The sequence below is a fragment of the Metabacillus sp. 113a genome, from assembly GCF_050107635.1.
Classification (GTDB): domain Bacteria; phylum Bacillota; class Bacilli; order Bacillales; family Bacillaceae; genus Metabacillus_B.
The window spans coordinates 54,521-76,102 of record NZ_JBNILJ010000006.1 but is presented as its reverse complement, the minus strand read 5'-3'; the positions used below and the strand labels follow the sequence as shown (position 1 = coordinate 76,102).

17 protein-coding genes and 1 riboswitch are annotated in these 21,582 nt (G+C 45.4%); of the genes, 8 read left to right on the top strand and 9 right to left on the bottom strand.

What is annotated here, in order from left to right; genetic code table 11:
* The first annotated feature begins 36 nt into the window (after positions 1-36).
* Together ACQCVE_RS11545 and ACQCVE_RS11540 are read left to right on the top strand one after the other, a co-directional pair.
* A complete protein-coding gene (locus tag ACQCVE_RS11545; protein WP_426862897.1) occupies positions 37-522 on the top strand; it encodes an RHS repeat-associated core domain-containing protein in 486 nt (161 codons plus the stop codon).
* 60 nt (positions 523-582) lie between these two features.
* Positions 583-675: a hypothetical protein gene (locus ACQCVE_RS11540; protein ID WP_426845320.1), complete on the top strand. Its 93-nt coding sequence runs from the start codon at positions 583-585 to the stop codon at positions 673-675.
* Between the two features lie 341 nt (positions 676-1,016).
* Here ACQCVE_RS11540 and ACQCVE_RS11535 read toward each other — a convergent pair whose 3' ends face one another.
* Entirely contained in the window at positions 1,017-1,784 is a 768-nt protein-coding gene (locus ACQCVE_RS11535) for an alpha/beta hydrolase (RefSeq protein ID WP_426845185.1), read from the bottom strand.
* A 3-nt stretch (positions 1,785-1,787) separates the two neighbouring features.
* A complete protein-coding gene (locus ACQCVE_RS11530; RefSeq protein ID WP_426845187.1) occupies positions 1,788-3,545 on the bottom strand; it encodes a glycoside hydrolase family 13 protein in 1,758 nt (585 codons plus the stop codon).
* A 297-nt stretch (positions 3,546-3,842) separates the two neighbouring features.
* On the opposite strand from ACQCVE_RS11530, the gene ACQCVE_RS11525 reads away from it, so the two are divergent.
* From ACQCVE_RS11525 to ACQCVE_RS11505, 5 genes are all read left to right on the top strand, one after another.
* Positions 3,843-5,120, top strand: a complete 1,278-nt coding sequence (locus ACQCVE_RS11525) for a sugar ABC transporter substrate-binding protein (protein ID WP_426845189.1) — start codon at positions 3,843-3,845, stop codon at positions 5,118-5,120.
* Positions 5,121-5,314: 194 nt separating this feature from the next.
* On the top strand, positions 5,315-6,631 hold the full coding sequence (locus ACQCVE_RS11520) for an ABC transporter permease subunit (protein WP_426845191.1): 1,317 nt from the start codon (positions 5,315-5,317) through the stop codon (positions 6,629-6,631).
* The gene (locus ACQCVE_RS11515; RefSeq protein ID WP_426845193.1) at positions 6,631-7,473 is read left to right on the top strand and encodes a sugar ABC transporter permease; all 843 of its coding nucleotides are present in this window, start codon (positions 6,631-6,633) and stop codon (positions 7,471-7,473) included. Before ACQCVE_RS11520 ends, ACQCVE_RS11515 begins: the two co-directional genes overlap by 1 nt.
* A 135-nt stretch (positions 7,474-7,608) precedes the next feature.
* Positions 7,609-9,138: an alpha-amylase family glycosyl hydrolase gene (locus ACQCVE_RS11510; RefSeq protein ID WP_426862895.1), complete on the top strand. Its 1,530-nt coding sequence runs from the start codon at positions 7,609-7,611 to the stop codon at positions 9,136-9,138.
* Positions 9,139-9,260: 122 nt separating this feature from the next.
* Entirely contained in the window at positions 9,261-10,301 is a 1,041-nt protein-coding gene (locus ACQCVE_RS11505) for a LacI family DNA-binding transcriptional regulator (protein ID WP_426845197.1), read from the top strand.
* 37 nt (positions 10,302-10,338) lie between these two features.
* Here the strand turns inward: ACQCVE_RS11505 and ACQCVE_RS11500 are convergent, their stop codons facing one another.
* The 7 genes from ACQCVE_RS11500 to ACQCVE_RS11470 all read right to left on the bottom strand — a co-directional run bounded on the left by ACQCVE_RS11500 (position 10,339) and on the right by ACQCVE_RS11470 (position 20,321).
* A complete protein-coding gene (locus ACQCVE_RS11500) occupies positions 10,339-10,965 on the bottom strand; it encodes an ABC-2 transporter permease (protein ID WP_426845199.1) in 627 nt (208 codons plus the stop codon).
* Complete coding sequence (locus ACQCVE_RS11495) at positions 10,958-11,824, bottom strand: ABC transporter ATP-binding protein (protein WP_426845201.1); 867 nt, start codon at positions 11,822-11,824, stop codon at positions 10,958-10,960. The genes ACQCVE_RS11500 and ACQCVE_RS11495 overlap by 8 nt, the downstream gene beginning before the upstream one ends.
* On the bottom strand, positions 11,824-12,201 hold the full coding sequence (locus ACQCVE_RS11490; RefSeq protein ID WP_426845203.1) for a GntR family transcriptional regulator: 378 nt from the start codon (positions 12,199-12,201) through the stop codon (positions 11,824-11,826). Before ACQCVE_RS11490 ends, ACQCVE_RS11495 begins: the two co-directional genes overlap by 1 nt.
* A gap of 917 nt (positions 12,202-13,118) precedes the next feature.
* Positions 13,119-13,988, bottom strand: a complete 870-nt coding sequence (locus ACQCVE_RS11485; protein ID WP_426862893.1) for an SDR family oxidoreductase — start codon at positions 13,986-13,988, stop codon at positions 13,119-13,121.
* A 101-nt stretch (positions 13,989-14,089) separates the two neighbouring features.
* Entirely contained in the window at positions 14,090-17,500 is a 3,411-nt protein-coding gene (metH, locus tag ACQCVE_RS11480) for a methionine synthase (protein ID WP_426862891.1), read from the bottom strand.
* A complete protein-coding gene (locus ACQCVE_RS11475) occupies positions 17,484-19,340 on the bottom strand; it encodes a bifunctional homocysteine S-methyltransferase/methylenetetrahydrofolate reductase (protein ID WP_426862889.1) in 1,857 nt (618 codons plus the stop codon). The genes metH and ACQCVE_RS11475 overlap by 17 nt, the downstream gene beginning before the upstream one ends.
* 126 nt (positions 19,341-19,466) lie before the next feature.
* Positions 19,467-19,579, bottom strand: a riboswitch (SAM riboswitch).
* A 250-nt stretch (positions 19,580-19,829) separates the two neighbouring features.
* Entirely contained in the window at positions 19,830-20,321 is a 492-nt protein-coding gene (locus tag ACQCVE_RS11470; RefSeq protein WP_426862887.1) for a YajQ family cyclic di-GMP-binding protein, read from the bottom strand.
* Positions 20,322-20,618: 297 nt separating this feature from the next.
* On the opposite strand from ACQCVE_RS11470, the gene ACQCVE_RS11465 reads away from it, so the two are divergent.
* A complete protein-coding gene (locus ACQCVE_RS11465; protein ID WP_426845213.1) occupies positions 20,619-21,473 on the top strand; it encodes a CvfB family protein in 855 nt (284 codons plus the stop codon).
* Positions 21,474-21,582: the final 109 nt, after the last annotated feature.

Below are 21,582 nucleotides of genomic sequence, written 5' to 3'. Positions count from 1 at the left end.
CAATACAACGAAGACGGCAAACGCATCCAGAAAACCGTGAACGGAACCGTCACGAACTATTTCTACGATGGGGACAGCTTAAACGTCCTGTACGAGACAAACGGCAGCAACCAGGTCGTCCGTTCCTACACGTATTCAGAAGGCGGCCAGCTGCTTTCGATGAAAAAAGGGTCAAGCCAATACTTCTATCACTACAATGCACGCGGGGACGTCATTGCCTTAACAGACGCTCAAAGCAATGTCGTGGCTTCGTACGAGTATGATGCATGGGGAAAAGTACTGAAAGAAGTAGAGCAAGATTCGGTAAAGGACAACCCTTACAGGTACGCAGGGTATCAGTATGATATAGAAACAGGGATGTATTATCTGATTGCCAGGTACTATGAACCGACACATGGTGTCTTTTTATCACTTGACCCAGAATCCGGAATGGAAGATGATCTCCTTTCTCAAAATGGCTACAACTACGCCCACAACAACCCGATAAAGTATTTTGATTCAGATGGGCGACAAGCCAAGTAAGTTACGGGCAGTGGAGGAGGTGGGGGTTTTTATGTTCCGACACCTAGAAGTGTTGCATCAATTTACACCAAATCAAATCTTAGATTAGGTCAAAAAATGCATAAAGCATATAAATGCAATAATGTATTGACTGGGGTTAGAGTGAAAGAATAACGATTACCGAGCGGGAAAAGAGATTTAGCTCATTTAGATTTGGTGGTGTCACCGCCAAAAGGGTATCGAGAGGTTCCGTGGAGAGAAATTTCAGCGGAGCTTCTTTTTTAGAGGCAGAGATTTATAGGAAATCGCCACTCGGTTTAATGCCATCCGTTTAATTAAAGGAAGCGTCATTACCAAAAGCAAATATAATGCAGCCGGCAACTATGAGACCGAGACCGAAGATGAAACAGGGAATAAAGCGATTAAGCAACTTCCGAAACCCGTTGCTGATAAACACTACCTTAGTTAGTTCAGTAAATTAAAAAAGGACCTATAAAACCGGTCCTTTTCTCACCCTATTCAAACAAAAACCGCAGTACCTCAGGGAGCCTCTCACGCCAGGCGGATTCATGGTGAATCCCGCCCTCAATGATCTCAAACTTCAGATTGTCCACTTTTTTCTTCAGCAGCTCATAAACTGGCAGACTTGCGTCTATGTATTGCTGGCTGTTTATAATGGCTGTTTCTTCCGCCGTTCCGATATCCATATAAAAGGCTTCGATTGAACGAAGATCGCTTTGCTCAATTTTCTTTTCAATTTCAGACTGGGTAAACCAGTAGGCGGATGAGAGGGATGCGCCTTTTTTGAAAACTTTCGGGTATTCACAGACAGCATAGGTCGAGATCAATCCCCCCATTGAGCTTCCCATGATGGCTGTCTTCTCTGGAATGGTTGGATAGCTTGCGTCAATCATCGGCTTACATTCCTCAGCAAGAAAGCGGATGTACTCCTTGCCTTCACCGCCCAATTCCTCTTGAATCTGAAAAAGCTTTTGACCAAGCCCGGGGCTTGGCCATGGACCGTATTCATCAAAGCGTCCAAAGCGCTCTTCATTGCAGTCAATCCCGGCCAGAATGATTTCAAGCCCCATTTCCTCGAGAACATCACCGGCTCTCCAGGATACGCCATATCCGGCATCCTCATCCTTGAACAGGTTTTGACCGTCATGCATGTAGAGAACCGGATACCGTTTGCCGGACGTTTTGTAGTCATCCGGCAAATACATGCGAACCTTTCTTTTACGATCAAAAGGGGTAATGGAAATTTCGAAAGTTTCGAGCATTTCCTAATTCTCCTTATTGAATAAGTAAAATTGGGTGCTCATCGGTCCAGTTTTGACAGCTGAGGCCACTATTTCTCTTCCTGCAAGGAGATCAGAGGCTTTTCTGCCTGCTAATTCCCGAGGAAAATGGATTTCAAGTGTTTCATTGGATTGATTGACTACAGCTGCCAGCACCTGCTGTTCATTTTCTTTAGCATAAATTAGCGTATTATTATCATTGTTTGCCTGAAGGATTTTAAATTCCCCTTCGTTTGCAAGAAGCGGGTATTCTTTGCGAAGCCCAAGCAGTTTTTTCACGAATGCGTGAAGCTCACGATCCTGGTCTCTTTCATCCCAGATCATGCAGGCCCTGCATCCCGGGTCGTTGTCACCGGTCATGCCGATTTCGTCTCCGTAGTAGATACATGGTGAGCCGCCGAAGCTCAGCTGAAAAGCGAACAGCTGCTTCACCCGGTCTTTATTTTCTCCGGCTAACGTCAGGATTCTGTCTGTATCATGGCTTCCAAGCAGGTTGAAGGCCACTTCGTTAATATTTTTCGGGTAAGCATGGAGGCCGTTTACAATTACATCTGCAAACTCCTGTGCCCGGATTTTCCCTTTTGCAAAAAAGTTCAGCGCGCCGTTCGTAAACGGGTAGTTCATTACCGCGTCAAATTGGTCTCCCAGCAGCCACGGCATGCTGTCATGCCAGATTTCACCCAGAATATAAACGTCCTCTTTTACGTCCTTGACGGCTTTCCGGAAATCTCTCCAAAATGCATGGTCTACCTCATTCGCCACATCGAGCCGCCATCCATCAATATCAAATTCCCTGATCCAGTATTGGCCGACCTCAAGCAGGTACTGTTTTACCTCAGGATGCTTCGTATTTAGCTTAGGCATACTCGGCTCATAGGCGAATGCATCATAGCCGGGAGTTTTCGCATCAACCGGAAACTCATACATATGGAACCAGTCTTTGTATTCAGAAGCTTCTCCTTTTGCCAGAACATCCTGAAAAGGCTCGAAAAAGTAACCGCTGTGGTTGAAGACGGCGTCAAGCATAACACGGATGCCCTTTGCATGTGCCTCTTTCACAAGGCGGCGGAACGTTTCTTTATCACCGAACTGAGGGTCGATTTCCATGTAATCAATCGTATCGTATTTATGGTTGGAGTACGCTTTAAAGATAGGAGTGAAATATACGCCGGTAATTCCAAGGTCCTTCAAGTAATCAAGGTGTTCCATGACTCCTTCAAAGTCTCCCCCGAAAAAGTTGGACGGTGTAGGCTCTGCACTTCCCCAGGGCAGAGCGCCCTCTGGGTCAAGGCTTGGGTTTCCGTTTCCAAATCTTTCAGGAAAGATCTGATACCAGACCGTATCCTTCACCCATTCTGGTGCCCGGAAAGCATCTTCTGAATGAAGATAAGGAAAGCAGTAGAAATTCGCTATATCATCAAGCGGAACTTCCTTGTAGAATCCTTTTTCTGTATAGACCAGAACTTCCTCTCCTGAAACGAGCTTAAAGCCGTACCGGAGCCGGCGGAAGGGAGGCTGAATTGCAATAAACCAATAGTCATAAAGAGCATCGGTTCCTGAGTGCTCCATGGCGCTCTCAGCGGCCATCCATTTTCCGTCTTCCCAGTCATAAGGATCTCCGTGAATAAGCAGGACTTTTTTTGCATCTTCTTTTTTTGTGCGGATGCGGATATGTATCGTTTTCTCATCATAAATATAGGCAAACTCATTTTTGGGTCTGTGGTAGATGGCTTCTTTTAGCATAAAAGACTCACTCCTTATTTCATAGAACGCAAACGCTTGCGCTTATTTTTAAGATAATTAAAGAGTATGTGAAAGCGCTATTAATGTCAATGTTGGACCTTTTGTGAAATGTGAAAAAATTTAAAAAAAACGCTTGTCAAAACTGAAATAGGCGCTATAATAAGATTTAGGTTGTGCAATCGTTTTCGCAAAATGCAAGCGCTTAAGTGTAAGCGCTATATATCGAACAGACCGTGCAAACGCTTGTACATACTGCCATTACTTTTTTACTAGCTTACTATAATAGGAGGGGTCAGAATGAAGAAAGTCATGTCTTTAATCATGATGGTAATACTTCTTGTCGGCGTATTGGCAGCTTGCGGACCAGACGCGAAACAAGGATCATCAGGAGAAGGTAGCAAAGAGGGGTCCGGAGAAGCAGCAAAGCCGGAAAAATTGGTTGTTTGGGAAGATAAAGATAAATCCAAATGGCTTGAAAAAGCAGCAGCTGACTTTGAAAAAGAAAACGGTATCAAAATCGAATTTAAAGAAGTTGAAATGGCAACAAAAATGCGTGATCAGCTTCGTCTTGACGGACCAGCAGGCACAGGTCCTGACGTCGTAACACTTCCTCATGATCAAATCGGCCAGGTAGCAATTGAAGGCTTGATTGCTGAGCTTAAGGTTGACAGTGCAGTAACAGACACATTCACTGAATCTTCTATTGAATCGCAAACATATGACGGCAAGCTTTATGGACTTCCAAAGTCTACTGAAACGCCGGTTCTTATTTATAATAAAGCGCTTGCAACTGAAGTTCCTGCAACAATGGAAGACCTTCAGGCAAAAGCAAAAGAATTGACTGCTGACGGAAAGTATGGGTTCCTTGCTCTATTCGATAACTACTATTTTGCAAACGCTGTTATCGGCGGTATGGGCGGATATGTATTCGGAGATGAAGGCGGCAAGCCAAACCCTCAGGATATCGGTTTAAACACAGAAGGCGCTGTAAAAGGTGCTGAATTCATTCAAACGTTCTACAAAGACGGTTTATTCCCTAAAGGAATCATCGGTGAGAACGGCGGATCAGCTCTTGACGGACTATTCAATGAAGGCAAAGCAGCATACGTTATGAACGGACCTTGGGCATTCCAATCCTACAAAGATGCAGGTATTGACATCGGTGTAGCTCCGCTTCCTAAGTTCGCAAACGGCGAGCCGATGAAGACATTTGTAGGAGTAAAAGGATGGCATGTAAGTGCTTACTCTAAAAACCAGGAGTGGGCTGCGAAATTTGTTGAGTATGTAACAAGTGAAGAAGTGGCAAAAGCGCGCTATGAGCAAACGTTTGAAATTCCTCCAGTAAAAGCTCTTGCTGAAGATCCAATCATTGCAGACAATCCGGAAGCAAAAGCAGTAGCAGACCAATCTGCAGTTGGTATTCCAATGCCGAACATCCCGGAAATGGCTGAAGTTTGGAAGCCAATGGCCGACAATCTTCAAACACTCGTAACCGGCAAAACTGAACCAAAAGCTTCCCTTGATGCAGCAACAAAAGCAATTCAGCAAAATATTGAAGCGAACCACTCTAAATAAACAGAAATTAGGGAGTAGTACCTCTTGAACAGGGGTACTGCTTCCCTTCTAAAAAACCGAGGAACAGGCTTTTAAGAAGCAGTAATCAGGTTAGTGCTTACTGTTTCCTAAGAGCCTGGCTCTTCCACATAATGCTCAATGACCTCCATATGCAGACATCTGTGTTCTGCTTAGAAAGAAAGGGGAATACCGACATGGCAGATTTAGCTTACAAACCAAACAAAGAACAGCCTGAGCTCGTTCATCAGTCCAGCCACAGGAAAAAGGCCGCAGCCCTTTCCATCATTCCAGGATTAGGTCAAGCTTACAACAAACAATATTTGAAAGCCGCTGTATTCTTTATCATTGCAGCCTCCTTCCTGTTTGTAACTTGGGATATGCTTGATATAGGGTTATGGGGACTAATGACACTCGGAACGGAAACTCCCCGGGATCATTCTCTCTTCTTAATGGTTTACGGAATTATTTCTTTGTTTATCTTAATCTTTTTAATAGGGTTTTATATTATCAATATCCGCGATGCATACAAAAATGGGGAAAAAAGAGATCTTAATATCCCTCTCAGCAGTTTAAAAGAACAATACAGAAATCTTGTAGATAACGGTTTCCCATACCTGATTATGACTCCCGGATTCATGCTGCTTGCATTCGTCGTTATTTTGCCGATTATCTTTATCGTCCTTCTTTCCTTTACAAATTATGATCTGTATCACTCTCCTCCTGCTAAATTAGTAGATTGGGTAGGGTTCCAGAACTTTGTCGACATATTTAAGATTGATATTTGGCGCCAGACATTCTTTTCAGTATTTGCCTGGACCATTGTCTGGACATTTGGTGCTACGACCTTGCAGGTAGCGCTCGGAATTTTCCTGGCCATTCTAGTTAACCAGAAGGATCTGAAAGGAAAAGCCATCATCCGGACAGTCTTAATTCTGCCTTGGGCGGTTCCATCTTTTGTCTCCATTCTGATTTTTGCCGGACTGTTCAACGAGTCCTTTGGTGCAATCAACATTGACATCCTAGCATTGTTTGGAATCGATCCCATTCCTTGGATGACAGAGCCGATGTACGCGCGGCTCGCCCTGATTTTTATTCAATGCTGGCTGGGATTCCCGTTCATTTTCGCAATGACGACAGGTGTTCTGCAGTCTATTCCTGAAGAGCTTTATGAAGCGGCTACTGTAGACGGGGCAAACACGTGGCAGAAGTTCAAAGGCATTACGCTTCCGCTTGTTCTGTTCTCAACAGCGCCAATTATCATTACACAATACACGTTTAACTTTAATAATTTTAACGTCATTTACCTGTTCAACGGCGGAGGTCCTGCAGTAGCGGATCAGAATGCAGGGTCCACAGATATCTTGATTTCCTGGATTTACAGGCTTACGATGACCTCTGCACAGTATTCGAAAGCGGCAGCCATCACGCTGATGCTGTCCACAATCGTTATTATCGTGGCGATCTGGCAATTTAGAAGAACAAAATCATTCCAAGAGGAGGATATGATGTAATGAGCACAAAAAAACAGAAAATAGTGAGACTAACGCTATCCTACCTCGTGATCTTGTTTATGTTCGCAGTTATCCTGTATCCTGTTGCGTGGGTAGTCGGTTCATCCTTCAACCCTGGAAACAGTTTATCCGGATCGACCATTATTCCGAAGGAGCCTTCATTGAAGCATTATCAGTTTTTGTTTGATATGACACAGAGCACATACTTATACTGGTATTGGAATTCTTTGAAAATTAGTGTTCTTACCATGCTTTTAACTTTGATTATGGTTTCCCTGACAGCCTATTCGTTTTCCCGCTACAGGTTTATCGGCCGGAAAAACGGACTAATGACGTTCCTTGTGCTTCAAATGATTCCAAACTTTGCAGCATTAAGCGCGATTTATGTCCTGGCTCTTGTAACAGGACTTCTTGATTCGCACCTAGGCTTGATTCTTGTTTACGTAGGAGGGCAGATCCCGATGAATACGTACTTGATGAAAGGGTATCTGGACACCATACCGAAAGAACTCGACGAATCAGCCAGAATGGACGGGGCAGGGCATCTGAGAATTTTCTTCCAAATTGTTATGCCGCTTGCAAAGCCGATTATTGCGGTTGTCGGACTATTCTCCTTCATTGCACCGCTGACAGACTTTATTATCGCAAGTGTCCTTCTACGTTCCGAAAAAAACTTCACACTTGCTGTTGGACTTTATGATATGGTTGCGAAGCAGTTTGGAGCGGAGTTCACAAAATTTGCTGCAGGATCAGTGCTAATCGCAGTCCCTATCGCCATTCTCTTCCTGTCGCTGCAAAAATATTTCGTATCCGGACTGACAGCTGGAGGAACAAAAGGATAAACACCGAGAAAGGGTCCGGAGAAAAGGGTGCACATTGCCCATTGTTTTCCCGGGCCTTTTTTTGAGGAAGAGGAGGCAAATGGCCGGGCTCCTGCTGAAAGACGTTGAGAAAAAACAAAGGGGAAAGCAGATCGTATGAAAAATCACGGTTTACTATTATGCATCCTGCTGTTTCTGTTCGTTCCGTACATTCCTGCAGCTGCAGCAGAAGAGGAAAGTTCGGGCTGGCAGGATGAGCGGATTTATTTTTTGATGGTGGACCGGTTTGCAAATGGAGATCCGAAAAATGATCTGGATGCAGACCGGGCAAATCCCTCTGCTTATCACGGAGGAGATTTCAAGGGAATAACGAAAAAGCTCGATTACATCAAGGACATGGGGTTCACAGCTATTTGGCTGACACCTGTCTTTGCAAACGAGGGACAGGGCTACCACGGCTATTGGATTTCTGACTTCCGGAAAACAGAAGAGCATTTCGGAACGCTGGAGGAATTCAAAAACCTCGTTAAAGAAGCACACAAACGGGATATGAAGGTACTCCTTGATTTTGTTGTCAATCATACAGGATATCAGCACGAGTGGCTGAATGATCCTGAAAAAAAAGACTGGTTTCATGAAAAGAAAGACATCACCAATTGGGAGAACCAGGATGAATTAGAAAACAATTGGCTTTATGGTCTGCCTGATCTAAAACAAGACCATCCCGAAGCGAGGGAATACCTTCTCGATACGGCAAAGTGGTGGATTAATGAGACCGATATCGACGGGTACCGTCTGGATACGGTCCGGCACGTCCCAAAGGATTTCTGGTCTGAGTTCGCTAAAGAAGTAAAATCAGTGAAAAAGGATTTTTTCCTGATTGGGGAAGTCTGGTCAGAAGACCCGGCATACCTGGCAGAATATGAGAGTACGGGAATTGACTCATTTGTCGATTATCCTTTTTATGAAGAAGCCTCCGAAATCTTTTCCAAGTCAGGGAAATCAGCCGGACCGCTTATGGATGTTTGGAATCGCAACGAGCATTATTATGAGTCGCCCTATTTGCTCGGGACGTTTTTAGATAATCATGACAATATCCGGTTTACAAGAAAAGCCCTTCTGAATCAGGAGGCGCCTGGGATCAGGTGGAAGCTCGGCCTCACCTATCTGCTCACTGCACCGGGCATCCCTATTGTTTATTATGGCAGTGAAATTGCCCTTGACGGAGCAGAAGATCCAGATAACAGGAGAATGATGGAGTTTCGGGCGGATAAAGAACTAATCACTTACGTAACAAAGCTGAATCGCATAAGAGACCATGAGACAGCACTGGTAAAAGGAAAGATGGAGAAGCTGTACGATCAAAACGGGATGACGGTTTTTAAAAGAACCTATAAGGATGAAACCGTAGTCGTTGCCATTAACAATACGGATCAAACGGCAGGGGCTACGATTCCATCGGGCGATCTTCAAACGGGAAGAGAATTACGGGGGTACTTGAATGGCGGACTGGTAAAAGAAGAAAACAACTCATATGAGCTGGTTCTGGATCGTGAGACGGCAGAAATCTATAAGCTGGAAGAGGTTTCAGGTCCTCATTGGGGGCTGATAGGAGCCACCGTATCCGTACCGGCCCTGTTTTTAGGCTTTTTGTTTTCTGCAGGAAAAAGAAGGAAGCGGATTTGATAACGATTTTGTTAATAACGATCGAATATGATATAAAAGGAAATAAACAATAGACCGGAACAGAAAAATGTAAGCAGTTACTTTAACAGACATTGGATTGTGGTGGGAGAGGAAGTGGGAGTATGACGACAATTAAAGACGTGGCTAAATTGGCTAATGTGGCACCTTCTACGGTGTCGAGGGTCATCGCAAATAACCCCCGCATTAGTGACCGTACGAAGGAACGGGTTCGGGAGGCCATGAAGAATTTAGGGTATCATCCGAATTTCATTGCGAGAAGTCTGGCAAATCAATCGACAGAAGCTATTGGAATTGTGCTGCCGAGCTCAGCGGATAAAGCGTTTCAGAACCCTTTTTTTCCGGAAGTTATCCGGGGGATCAGTAAAGCGGCCCATCAAAAACAATACGCACTGTATATGTCTACAGGGGAAACCGATGAAGAAATTTATGAAGGTGTTGTTCACATGGTGGAAGGCAAGCGGGTAGATGGAGTCGTCCTGCTCTATTCAAGTGTTGATGACAAATTGACACACTTCCTTCGCAAAAAACAGTTTCCATTCGTAATTGTAGGGAAACCATTCAAAAACATCAATGAAATTACTCATGTAGATAACGATAATTACCGGGCTTCAAAAGAAGTAACCGAGCATTTAATTGAACTTGGCCATAAGCAAATTGCTTTTGTCGGCGGCGATTTGAATTTAGTTGTCACCATCGACCGTCTGCTGGGATACGAAAAAGCAGTTCGAAATGCAGGGTTGCCGTACCAAGACGAATACATTGTCCATGAAGAATTCCTTAAAGAAGGCGGGCAAGAGGCGGTAATCGAATTGTTCGGTTTAAAGGAACCGCCAACTGCTTTAGTCGTTGCGGATGATCTGATGGCGGTCGGTGTTCTGAAAATGCTGTTCAAAATGGGAATTCGGGTACCAGAGGATGTTTCCGTCGTATCATTTAACAACATCATGATGGCGGAGCTTGCTCAGCCGCCTCTAACGACCGTGGACATTAATATCTTCCAGCTCGGATGCGAATCCGCAAGAAGCATTATTCAGATGATTGAATACCCAATGGAACCGGCAAAACGAGTCATCATTCCCCATAAAGTTATCAAACGCCAGTCCTGCAGAGCTAAGGAAGAAATAACATACAAAGAAGCGTAATAGACAAAATCCCGCTGCAGAAAGCGGGATTTTTTTGTTAAAAATCTCTCTTTTTATAAATTTGCACAGTGAGCAAAAACGAAAGTACCGTTATTCCAATTGCAGCGATCCCTAGATACAGCAATTGCTCTGTTTGAGAGAGTTTTACAATGGTTTGAAAGAACTCCCTCACCTGCTCACCTGCATAATCCATAAGCTTATAGCCTGTGAAAATCAGTAAAACCAGAATAAAACTGAAGGCTGCTAGCAAATATTTATTATCGAATTTATAAAAAAACGGAAAATAAAAGGAAGCCCCGATCATGACCAGCAGAATCCCTGTTAGAATCTCTGCCGGTGAAGCAAAATATAAATTTCCTGACATTATCCATGAATAGATGCTTTGAAATCCTGCAGCGGCGAAAGCTGTAATCAGTGTAAACAAAAATGTCCCTGTAAACTTAGATAGAATAATTTGGGTTCTGGAATAAGGAAGGCTCAACAAGAACATGTTCCCATTCTTTTTATGATCGCCCCAATGACAGTTGATCGCATAGTTTATCCCAATTATTCCAATCACAACGGCAAGACTGCTCTCCATTAAAAGATAGAAAACGGCAATCGCTATGTAAAACAAATGCAGCCATTTTTGCAGTTTGACATCCTTTAAAATCAGGTTATACATGTGCTTCGCCTCTTTTCGTATAATACATAATATCCTCAAGACTTGGCTTTTCAATCAAGACGTCTTTGCCAAGCAGATCCGCCACCTTCGCTGAGCTTTTCGTCAATGCTTCAAACCCAAAGTTAGTCCGTTTTAACCCGGTAAGTTCCCTTTTCACTTCCTCAGTGAGAGAATCCGGGTCTCCTTTCACAACCCCATAGGTTGAGAGAATGGAATGAATTTCTTCATTAAAAACAATCTCGCCGTTATGAATGAAGGTGAGGAAATCTGCAATCCGGTCAAGATCCGTCGTAATATGAGTAGAGAAGAATATAGTCCTCTCCTGATCCACCATAATGTCATACAAAATATCAAGCAGCTCTCTTCGGAATACAGGATCTAATCCCGATGTCGGTTCATCCATGATGATCAGCTCCGCATGATGGGATAACGCAAACATAAGAGACGTTTTCATCTTCATCCCCTTGGACATCCTTCCAATCCTCTTTCTCTGGGGTAGCTCAAACAAATCTGCGTATTTAACAAAAGATTCTTCATCCCACTTTCCATATGCGGGTGCAATAAATTTTTTCAGCTCTTGAATCGTCAATTCTTCATGAAACACATTGTCATCATAAACGAAGCCAATTCGTTCTTTGATAGCCGTCTCATTCTTTTCATGCTCCATCCCGAACATAGTAATTTCTCCGGAATCTTTTTGCAGGAGGTTCATCATCAGCTTAATGGTTGAGCTTTTTCCAGCACCGTTAGCCCCGATAAAGCCGGTCACATATCCTTTTTTAATTGTGAAGTTTAAATCCTTCAATGCAAATCCTTTAAATGCTTTTGATACATGGCTGAATTCTACTGCATTTTCCATTATTTCATCCCCCTGTATACAGTCAGCAGCATCTCTTGCATGTCGTCTGCCGACAAATTTTCGTTCATCCCGTCCTTCACAACTTCACGCATCTTTTCTTCAATCGCTTTAATTCTTTTTTCCCTTAAAGAAGTGTCCGTCTGAGCCGCCACAAAAGACCCCTTTCCAACGACGGAATAAATCAATCCTTCTTTCTCGAGTTCCTCGTAGGCACGCTTTGAAGTAATCACGCTGATTTGCAGATCCTTCGCGAGCAGTCTGATGGAAGGAAGTGCGGTTCCTTCCTTCATTTCGCCTCTCAAAATGAGCTGCTTCATCTGGTCGATTACCTGCTGGTAAATTGGAGTTTTGGAATTGTTTGAGATCAGTACTTTCATGGAAAACTCCTTCACAAGTGTATATATATAATATATACACTATGCACACTGAGGTCAACTAGAAAAAGGAAAAATCTTGGATGGAAACTTAAGCGATAGAGCTGAAACCAATGCAAAAGTCTAAATGAGATCCCATATGATCGGAAACTTATTATGTGGAAATAAACAGGGTTATCAGTAAAATAGGAACTTCATTTGAACCGGTTTTCGAAGCAGTTCCTCCGGTCCACCAGAGGTGTATGCCTATTTTTGAAACGGTGCATCGCCAGTTCCTCCGGCCCCCGTCACGGTAAAGCGACAGGGGGAGGAGGCAGATTGCTGTGCTCCTTACTCCCCCAATGGGTTGGAAGGGTGGGGGACGGAGCAAAATCAGTAGACATAATGGGGGACGGAGGCTGCCTCCGTCCCCTTTTTTCTGCAAAATGGGGGACGGAGCAGAGACCGTATTTTCCCTCTTGCGGCAAGGCTCCAATGAAATGGGGACAGAGGTTTAGCGCTTTAGCAGAGTGAAGGTCGGAGGCACTGCTTCCAAATAGCAGTTGCCCGGTAAAACTTACGTGTCAGCCAGGTCAAGCCGGTATATGGCGCCGGTGCCGGAGCTTTTCTGCTGTAAAGGAACGGGGGACAGAGACTTGACATCTTCAAGCCTTGTACACCAAGGCTTGGGTGAGAAGGTGCCAGAGCTTTAGCCTGTTAGCGAAAGTGGGGACAGGCACGGTGCCAGTCCCGTGCTGCTTTAACGCAGAGCGGGTCAGAGGCATGCTCTCTCAAACCGTTGCGGCACAAGGATTAGGAGAAAGGGTGCCGGAGCTTTAGTGCTTTATCAGAGTGAGGGTCAGGCACTCTGCGGTGCCTGGTCAACATTACATAAAAAAAGCCTTCTGCTGGTAAAAGCAGAAGGCTCCAATTCATTCTATTTATCCGTTAACTACGCGTCCGCCATTTACATGCAGAACCTGTCCGGTTACATAGCTGGAATCCTGGCTTGCAAGATAGACATAGCTTGCAGCAAGTTCTTCCGGCTGCCCCGGCCGGCCCATTGGAGTATCGGCTCCGAATTCAGCTACTTTCTCTTCCGGGAAGGTAGATGGGATCAGCGGGGTCCAGATTGGTCCGGGTGCTACTCCATTCACGCGGATTCCTTTTTTGACAAGGGATCCTGAAAGAGAACGGGTGAAGGAGGTGATGGCTCCTTTTGTAGCCGAATAATCGATCAGACCCGGGCTTCCTGCATAAGCAGTGATGGATGTCGTATTAATGATGGAGCTGCCTTCTTTTAGATGAGGAAGGGCGGCTTTTGTCAGGTGAAACATTGAAAAGATATTGGTTCTGAAGGTCTTTTCAAGCTGCTCCGCTGTGATATCTTCGAAATTTTCCTGCGGATGCTGTTCGGCAGCATTGTTGACAAGGATGTCCAGTTTTCCGAATTTAACGATGGTTTCACGGATGACTTGTTTGCAGAATCCTTCATCCCCAATGTCTCCATCGATTAGAAGACAGCTGCGGCCTTCGTGCTCTACCAGCCTCTTTGTCTCCTGTGCATCATTGTGCTCGTTCAGATAGGCAACGGTAACGTCAGCGCCTTCCCTGGCAAAGAATACAGCTACTGCACGTCCAATCCCGCTGTCCCCGCCTGTGATGATAGCGGTTTTGCCATCCAGCTTGCCGCTCCCTTTATAAAAATCTCCCGCAAATTTTGGCTGTGGATGCATTTGGGTTTCCTGTCCCGGCTGTACATGTTGTTCCTGAGCCGGCATCGTTTGTTTTTGTTCGTTTTGTCCGCTCATTTTTTCCACTCCTGACCTATTTCAGTATTTACTCATACTTGATGATTCCCCAAGATTGGAAAATAAAACATAAGAAAGAACCGGCATAGAGCCGGTTCCTCTTACATGACATTAAAATATCTTGCTTCAGGGTGGGAGACGACGATGGCTGAGACAGATGCTTCAGGCTCCATCATGAACCCGTCTGTTAGCTCGATTCCAATCGTTTCAGGACGGATTAGTCTGAACAGCTTCGCCTGATCATCGAGGTCGGGGCAGGCTGGATAGCCAAAGGAGAATCGCTGACCCTGATATTTGGCCGAAAAACGCTGATCCATCGTGAAATCAGGCGAATCAGGAAATCCCCAGCGGTCGCGGATCAGCTGGTGGGTCCGTTCTGCGAGCCCTTCCGCCATTTCCAGAGCCAATGCTTGCACAGCATGACTTTTTAAATAGTCTCCCTGTTCCTTAAACTGCTTCGCTGCTTCCCTTACATTCCGTCCCGCCGTAACGGCGAAGAAAGAGACATAATCTTCGCCTTCGCTTTCTTCCCGTACATAATCCGAAATGCATCGGTTCGGAAGCTTCACCTGCCGGGGGAAATCAAACGTTTCAATCGGGTTGTTCTGATCCTGATCGAAAATATGCAGCTTATTGCCTTCGCTTTGCGCCCGGAAAAATTGATAAACAAAGGCCGGCTCAAACCAGTTCTCTTCCTTGCCCTGCACTAAAAGCTCTTCAATCAGCTGTTTTAAAGCGAGCGTTTTTTCATCTTTCTTCGCATACAGTTCCTTGATCTTTCCCTTTACTCCCAGATGGTGCCCGAGAAGCATTTGCATATTGATGTAAGGAAGGATGTGCTCAAGGCTGATGGACTTTACGACATGGCGGTCACAGTCTGCCGGTTTAAACAGAGGTGCAGCACGGATCGTCTTGCGTTTTTCAAGAAGCGTTATGACTGCAGAGGAGGGCTCTTTTACAGCTGGAACGACTTCCGGAATCGCTTTTTTGACAAACTGACTTGGGTCCTGTCTAAGCCTGTTGGCAAGTGACAGTCCGTCCATGGCATCCTTTGCGTAAAGGACGGTTCCCATATATTCCGGTGAGATTTTGTAATCTGTAAATTTACGGGACAGGGCAGCCCCTCCAACCATGATTGGGGTTTCGATTTCAGCCTGCTTCAAATCCTGTGCGGTAAGCACCATTTGCTGGGCGGATTTAACAAGGAGCCCGGAAAGTCCGATGACATCGGGTTTTTCTTTACGGACTGCTTCGATAATTTCCTGGGGAGTGACTTTAATGCCGAGATCCACGACTCGGAAACCATTGTTGCTTAGAATGATTTCTACGAGGTTTTTTCCGATATCATGGACATCCCCTTTTACAGTTGCCAGCAGGATTTTGCCTTTTCCGCTGTCATCCTTTATTTCCATGTGCGGTTCGAGAAACGAAACGGCCGTTTTCATGACCTCTGCGCTTTGCAGAACCTCCGCAACAATCAGCTGATTGGCATTGAACAGAACGCCTACCTCTGCCATCCCTTCCATAAGCGGTCCGTTAATAATTTCAAGGGGGTCCGGGTATTGGGCGAGAGCCTTTTCCAGATCAGGAAGGAGGCCTTCCTTTGTCCCTTCCACCACGTATGAGGCAAGACGCTCTTCAAGTGACAGCGTTTCAGCAGGTTTTTTAACGGTTTTTTTCTTCTCTCTGTAAAAATTGGTGAATGCGGCAAGGTTTTGATCGGTCGTGTGGAAGAGCAGTTCTTCCGCCATTTTGACCTCTTCTGCCGGGATGCTCGCAAATCGTTCAAGTTTTTCTGTATTGACGATCGCGTAATCCAAACCTGCCTTTGTACAGTGGTATAAATAGACAGCGTTTAATATTTCTCTTCCGACCGGCGGCAGCCCGAAAGATACATTGCTGACTCCAAGAATGGTCAGGCATTCCGGCAATTCTTTTTTGATAAGCTCCAATCCTTTAACGGTTTCCGCTGCAGATCCTATATATTGCTCATCTCCCGTGCCGACAGGAAAGACAAGCGGATCGAAAATAATATCAGAGGGTTTCAGTCCATGCTTGTTTACAAGAAGATCGCAGGAGCGCTTGGCGATTTCAAGTTTACACTCCGCGGTTACAGCCATTCCTGTTTCGTCTATCGTCCCGACAACCAGGGCGGCTCCGTATTTTTTGACGAGCGGCAGGACCGCTTCAAAGCGCTCTTCGCCATCCTCTAAGTTGATGGAATTAATAATGGCTTTTCCCTGTGAATATTTCAATGCTGTTTCAATCACGAGATGGTCCGTCGAGTCAATGACGAGCGGAACCTTGATCTTCTTGGACACTTCCTGAATAAACTGCTCCATGTCTTCGTTTTCTTCCCGGTCAGGATCAGCGAGGCAAATGTCAATAACGTGGGCTCCGTTTTTCACTTGAAGTCTGGCGATTTCGGCGGCTTCTTCAAATTTTTGTTCAGCAATAAGCCGTTTGAATTTTCGTGAGCCAATTACATTTGTTCTCTCTCCGACAAAAAGGGGCCGCATGGAATCATCGTATACGAGTGGCTCAATTCCGGAAACGGCATGCTGGCTAAGAGGGGTGCTGATTTTTCTTGGAGACAAATCCTGCATAGCTTCAGCAAGGGCTTTGATGTGAGCCGGGGTCGTGCCGCAGCAGCCCCCGACAATGTTGAGCCAGCCTTTTTCTGCAAACCCTCTGATTTTTGCTGCCAGTGTGGACGGAGATTCATGGTAATTTCCTTCTTCATCCGGCAGTCCTGCATTCGGATAGCAGCTCACGGCCGTTCCCGCCATTTCTGAAAGCGTCCGGATATGGTCGGTCATAAATTCAGGGCCTGTAGCACAATTCAATCCGACTGAAAGGGGGTTCATATGCTCCAGTGATATATAAAACGAATCAATGGTCTGCCCTGCAAGAGTCGTACCCATCGGCTCAATCGTCCCGGAGACCATTAATGGAAGTTCCTTTCCGGTTTTTGCGAAGGCCTCTTTTATGCCTAGAAAGCCTGCTTTGACATTCAGCATATCCTGGCTCGTCTCCAGTAAAAGAAGATCGGATCCGCCTTCAATCAATCCACGGGCCTGTTCTTCATAGGTGGAAACCAAGTGCTGAAAGGTCGTTCCGCCTGTAACGGATAGCGTTTTTGTCGTCGGCCCCATTGAACCGGCAACATAACGCGGGTGGTCTTCAGCAGTAAATTTATCGGCGGCTTTTTTGGCAAGCAAAGCTCCTTTGAAATTGATTTCATAAGCAAGGTGGCCGAGCTCATACTCATCAAGCACGAGACTGGTGGCGCCGAATGTATTCGTTTCAATGATATCGGCTCCGGCCTCTAGATAGGCTTCGTGGATGTGGGAGATAAGGTCAGGTTTTGTAAGGGACAAATATTCATTGCAGCCTTCAAGGGCCTCGCCTCCGAAATCATCGGCTGTCAGGTTTGCGTTCTGAATCATCGTCCCCATGGCTCCGTCTAATACAAGGATTCTTTTAGTGATTTGTTCACGTATGCTGGACATTTGAAAACTCCCTTTCTGAACGCAGATTCTCTTTTTCATGAATGTATTGGGCGAGCTCTGCCGAATATTCAAACTTTAAAAACGGTGTAATCAAGTAGATGCCGTTAAAAAGATCAAAGGCGGCGTCGATCAATTCCTTTGCAATCGCAATGCCTTCCTTTTTAGCCTGGACCGCATCGTTTCCAGCAGCGGCCATTTTTTCACGGATGGAGTCTGAAAGCTTGATGCCGGGTATTTCATGATGAATAAATTCCGCATTTCTGCTGCTCGTCAGCGGCATTATGCCGATATACAGCGGTGCGGAAAGATGCCTTACGGCGTCATGAACTTCCTCCATCTGTTTGACCGAATAGATTGGCTGGGATATGAAATAGTCGGCCCCGCACGCTATTTTTTTCTCAAGCCGTTCAGCTGCCTTGTTCAAATGGCGGACATTGGGATTAAACGCGCCAGCCACAGTAAAATTCGTTTTTCCTCCTAAAGGCTTTCCGGAGTAAGATAATCCTTCATTAAATTGTTTAATCAGTGAAATCAAGTCAAAGGATGACAGATCGTAAACGGAGGTTGCTCCGGGAAAATCTCCGATCTTAGATGGGTCTCCGGTAATCGCAAGAACATCTGTAAGTCCGAGAGTGTGCAGGCCCATCAAATGGGATTGCAGTCCGATTAAATTCCGGTCCCGGCAGGTTATGTGAATAAGAGGGCGCATATGGTGCTTTTCCTTCAGCTGGGTGCCGACAGCTGTGTTACTTATTCTCGGAGAAGCAAGGGAATTGTCCGCCAGGGTGATGCTGTCTATTCCAGATTTCTTCAGTTGTTCAGCCCCGGTAAAAAATTTCTCAAGTCCAAGTGTTTTCGGAGGGTCGAGCTCAACAATGATGGACCGGCGCTCCTGCACGATTTTGTGGAGCGGAGGGTATTCCGGCTCTGGACTCTCCTGCACGATGATTGTTTTCCGGGCCTTCACTGATTTTTCGCTGATCGGATCGAGACCTCTCAAGGCATCCGCCATGGCTTTCACATGCTTGGGCGTTGTCCCGCAGCAGCCGCCGATCAGGCGGGCACCCTGGCTTCGGAACGCAAGGGCACTGTCACCAAAATAGTTTTCGTCCGATTCATAAATAAGGCGTCCTTCCTCTACAGAAGGAAGACTGCCGTTCGGGTATACCGAAAGAAACGCATGCTTTGGAAGGGGAACCTCCTCAAGAGATTCAAGCATATGGTAAGGACCGAGCCGGCAATTAAGTCCGACCACATCCGCACCAAGCTCTTCAAGCTGTTTTAAGCCGTCTGCAAGCGAAGTTCCATCCTGCAGAACTCCCGTTTCATGAAGTGAAACATTCGCGGTAACCGGTTTATTGGTTTCTTTTCTTGCAATCTCAAGAACCGCCTTCAGCTCCTCCAAATCATAAAACGTCTCAAGCAAAAGCCCGTCTATGTCTTCATTCAGGAGAACGTAAAGCTGCTCACGGAAGCTGCGCTTCAGCTCCTCCAGAGTGTGTGAGCTTTTCTTGAAGGCGCGGACCCCGCCCATCGTTGCGAGCACATAGGCCTGACTGCCGGCAGCCTGTCTCGCAAGTTTGACCGCCTGTGAATTGATTGTCCGGATATCATCCTCCAGACCATATCGGGATAGCTTGATATGATTTCCTCCGTATGTGTTCGTCTGGATGACGCGTGCCCCGGCTTTTATATAGGCTTCATGGATTCCCCGGATCTGATCGGGACTTGATCTATTCAGTTCTTCAAAGCACCGGTCAATCCCATGGGAGTACAAAAGGGTTCCCATCGCACCATCTGCTACTAAAATCTGATTTTGCAAATCATCTAGAAATCCCATGCGGGAATCCCCCTCCTCTTGAAAAATAAGTTTCGTTAGCTGTCTTTAGCGGAAATAGTCATTTGAATCCAGCAGAATGAAAAATAAAAAGCCTTCTGCAGAAGAAGGCTTTGACATTCGGACTTCTTCTTATCTTCCAAGCAGGCAGCTCAGCTGGATTTAGCACCTTGGCACGCAATCTTGCATGACCGGTTGCTGAAGCGTCATCGGGCCAGTCCCTCGGCTTCTCTTGATAAGAACGATATTCATTTAAAAATCGATTACTCCCAATTTACCTAATTTTTCGAAAATATTCAAGGGGTTAGCCTAACATTTTTCCTGCAAAAAGAAGTGAAAGGAGAAAACGGATGAGACAGACTCCGTCAGCCCCTTTAGGCACTCGAAAAATAAAAGAATGGTTCATTGCGGGGGATGTTTTGTCTGCTTCTTCTAATCTGTGCTGCATTTGGATAACAAAAAGACCGCGTTTACAGCGGTCCCGTCCTTTGATTATCTGTAATTAATAAACTGTACATCAATTGGGAGCTCCGCTTGCCGGATGGCAGCAATCACTTGCTGGAGGTCATCGCGGTTCTTTCCTGTGACACGGACCTGGTCATCCTGCACCTGGGATTTTACTTTTAATCCGGAATTTTTGATGATGTTATTGATGCGTTTAGCGTTTTCTTTATCGATTCCCTGAACCAGCTTGCCGCGCTGGCGCACAGTACCCCCGGATGCTCCCTCGACTTTGCCGTACTGAATATTTTTTACAGGAACCTCACGGCGGATTAGTTTGCTGATGAGGACGTCCTTAAGCTGTTCCAGTTTGTAGTCATCATCTGAAATCAGGACAAGTTCTTCTTTTTCAAGCTTGATGTCACTTTTGCTTCCTTTAAAATCGTAGCGGTTTTGAATTTCTTTAAGTGCAACCGCTATAGCATTTTGAACCTCAGGCATTTCGACTTTGGATACAATATCGAATGAATTTTCCTTTGACATGCCGATTCCTCCCATGTTTTCTTAATCCCATCTAAAAGGCCATCTGCCTTTATAACAGGCTCTGTCAAGCTGAATCCCTCTTCAGCATGAATCTTTTTTGGGAGGGTAGAACCTGTCCTGCGCCAGCCTGCTGATTCAGGCAAGAAAGATGAACCCGGCCAAAAACTTGGAAGAGGGGGAGCGTTTCCCATTCGGGGAGAAAATCTCCGCTGATGGAAGTTTCACTTTATGAATTGATTATAGTAGAATTAGACATGCCATACAACATGTACAAGGTACGGAAAGGACAGGTGACTTGTGAGAGCAGGCACATATGAACGTTTAGAGATTGACGAACGTCTGGATTTTGGCTATTTCCTGACAGATGGAGAAACGAGGGTTCTCCTGCACGACAGCGAGATTACGGAGCCAATTGAAGATAAAGAGTACATAGATGTGTTTCTTTTCCTGGATTTTGAAGACCGGCTTGCTGCAACGATGAAAAAGCCTATTCTTAAGGAAGGCGAATACGACTGGGTGGAAGCGGTAGACGCGGTGGATCATATGGGGGTATTCGTCAATATCGGCTTATCAAAAGATGCGCTCATAGCAAATGATATTCTGCCTGAATTCAGACCCATTTGGCCTGAAAAGGGAGACAAATTATACTGTACGATGAGAGTGACAGAGAATGGGCGGTTTTTCGCTAAATATGCGACGGAGGAGATTTTTGCTGAAAAGTTCGTGACAGCAAGCCGTGAAGCATTTAATAAGAGCATTTCCGGTCACGTTTACAGGCATATTGCTGCCGGGTGCTTCTTTATTTCTGTTGAGGGGTACAAAGGATTTATTCACTCCAGCCAAATGACGAGAGAACCGCGACTTGGTGAGCTGATAGAGGGAAGAGTAATCGACGTTAAAGAAGATGGCTCTGTCAACGTATCCCTTTTGCCCAGAAAACAGGAAGCGATCAGTCCTGATGCAGAGAAGATCCTGGACTACATGGGATTGAGAAATGGTGCTATGCCATATTGGGATAAGTCTGACCCGGAAGACATAAAAGAACGGTTTGGAATGAGCAAAGCCGCCTTTAAAAGAGCCATCGGACATTTAATGAGAGAAAATAGAGTCTACCAGGAGAATGGCTGGACGTACTTTGTAAAAGAGCAATAAGCCAATATGGCTTTTGCTTTTTTTTATGGGTGGTTCTCATTGCCCGCAACTGAAGAAGCGAGCGGCTGCCGGCTGAAAGATTTTTTTGTGATTTTAAACTATGTCCGCT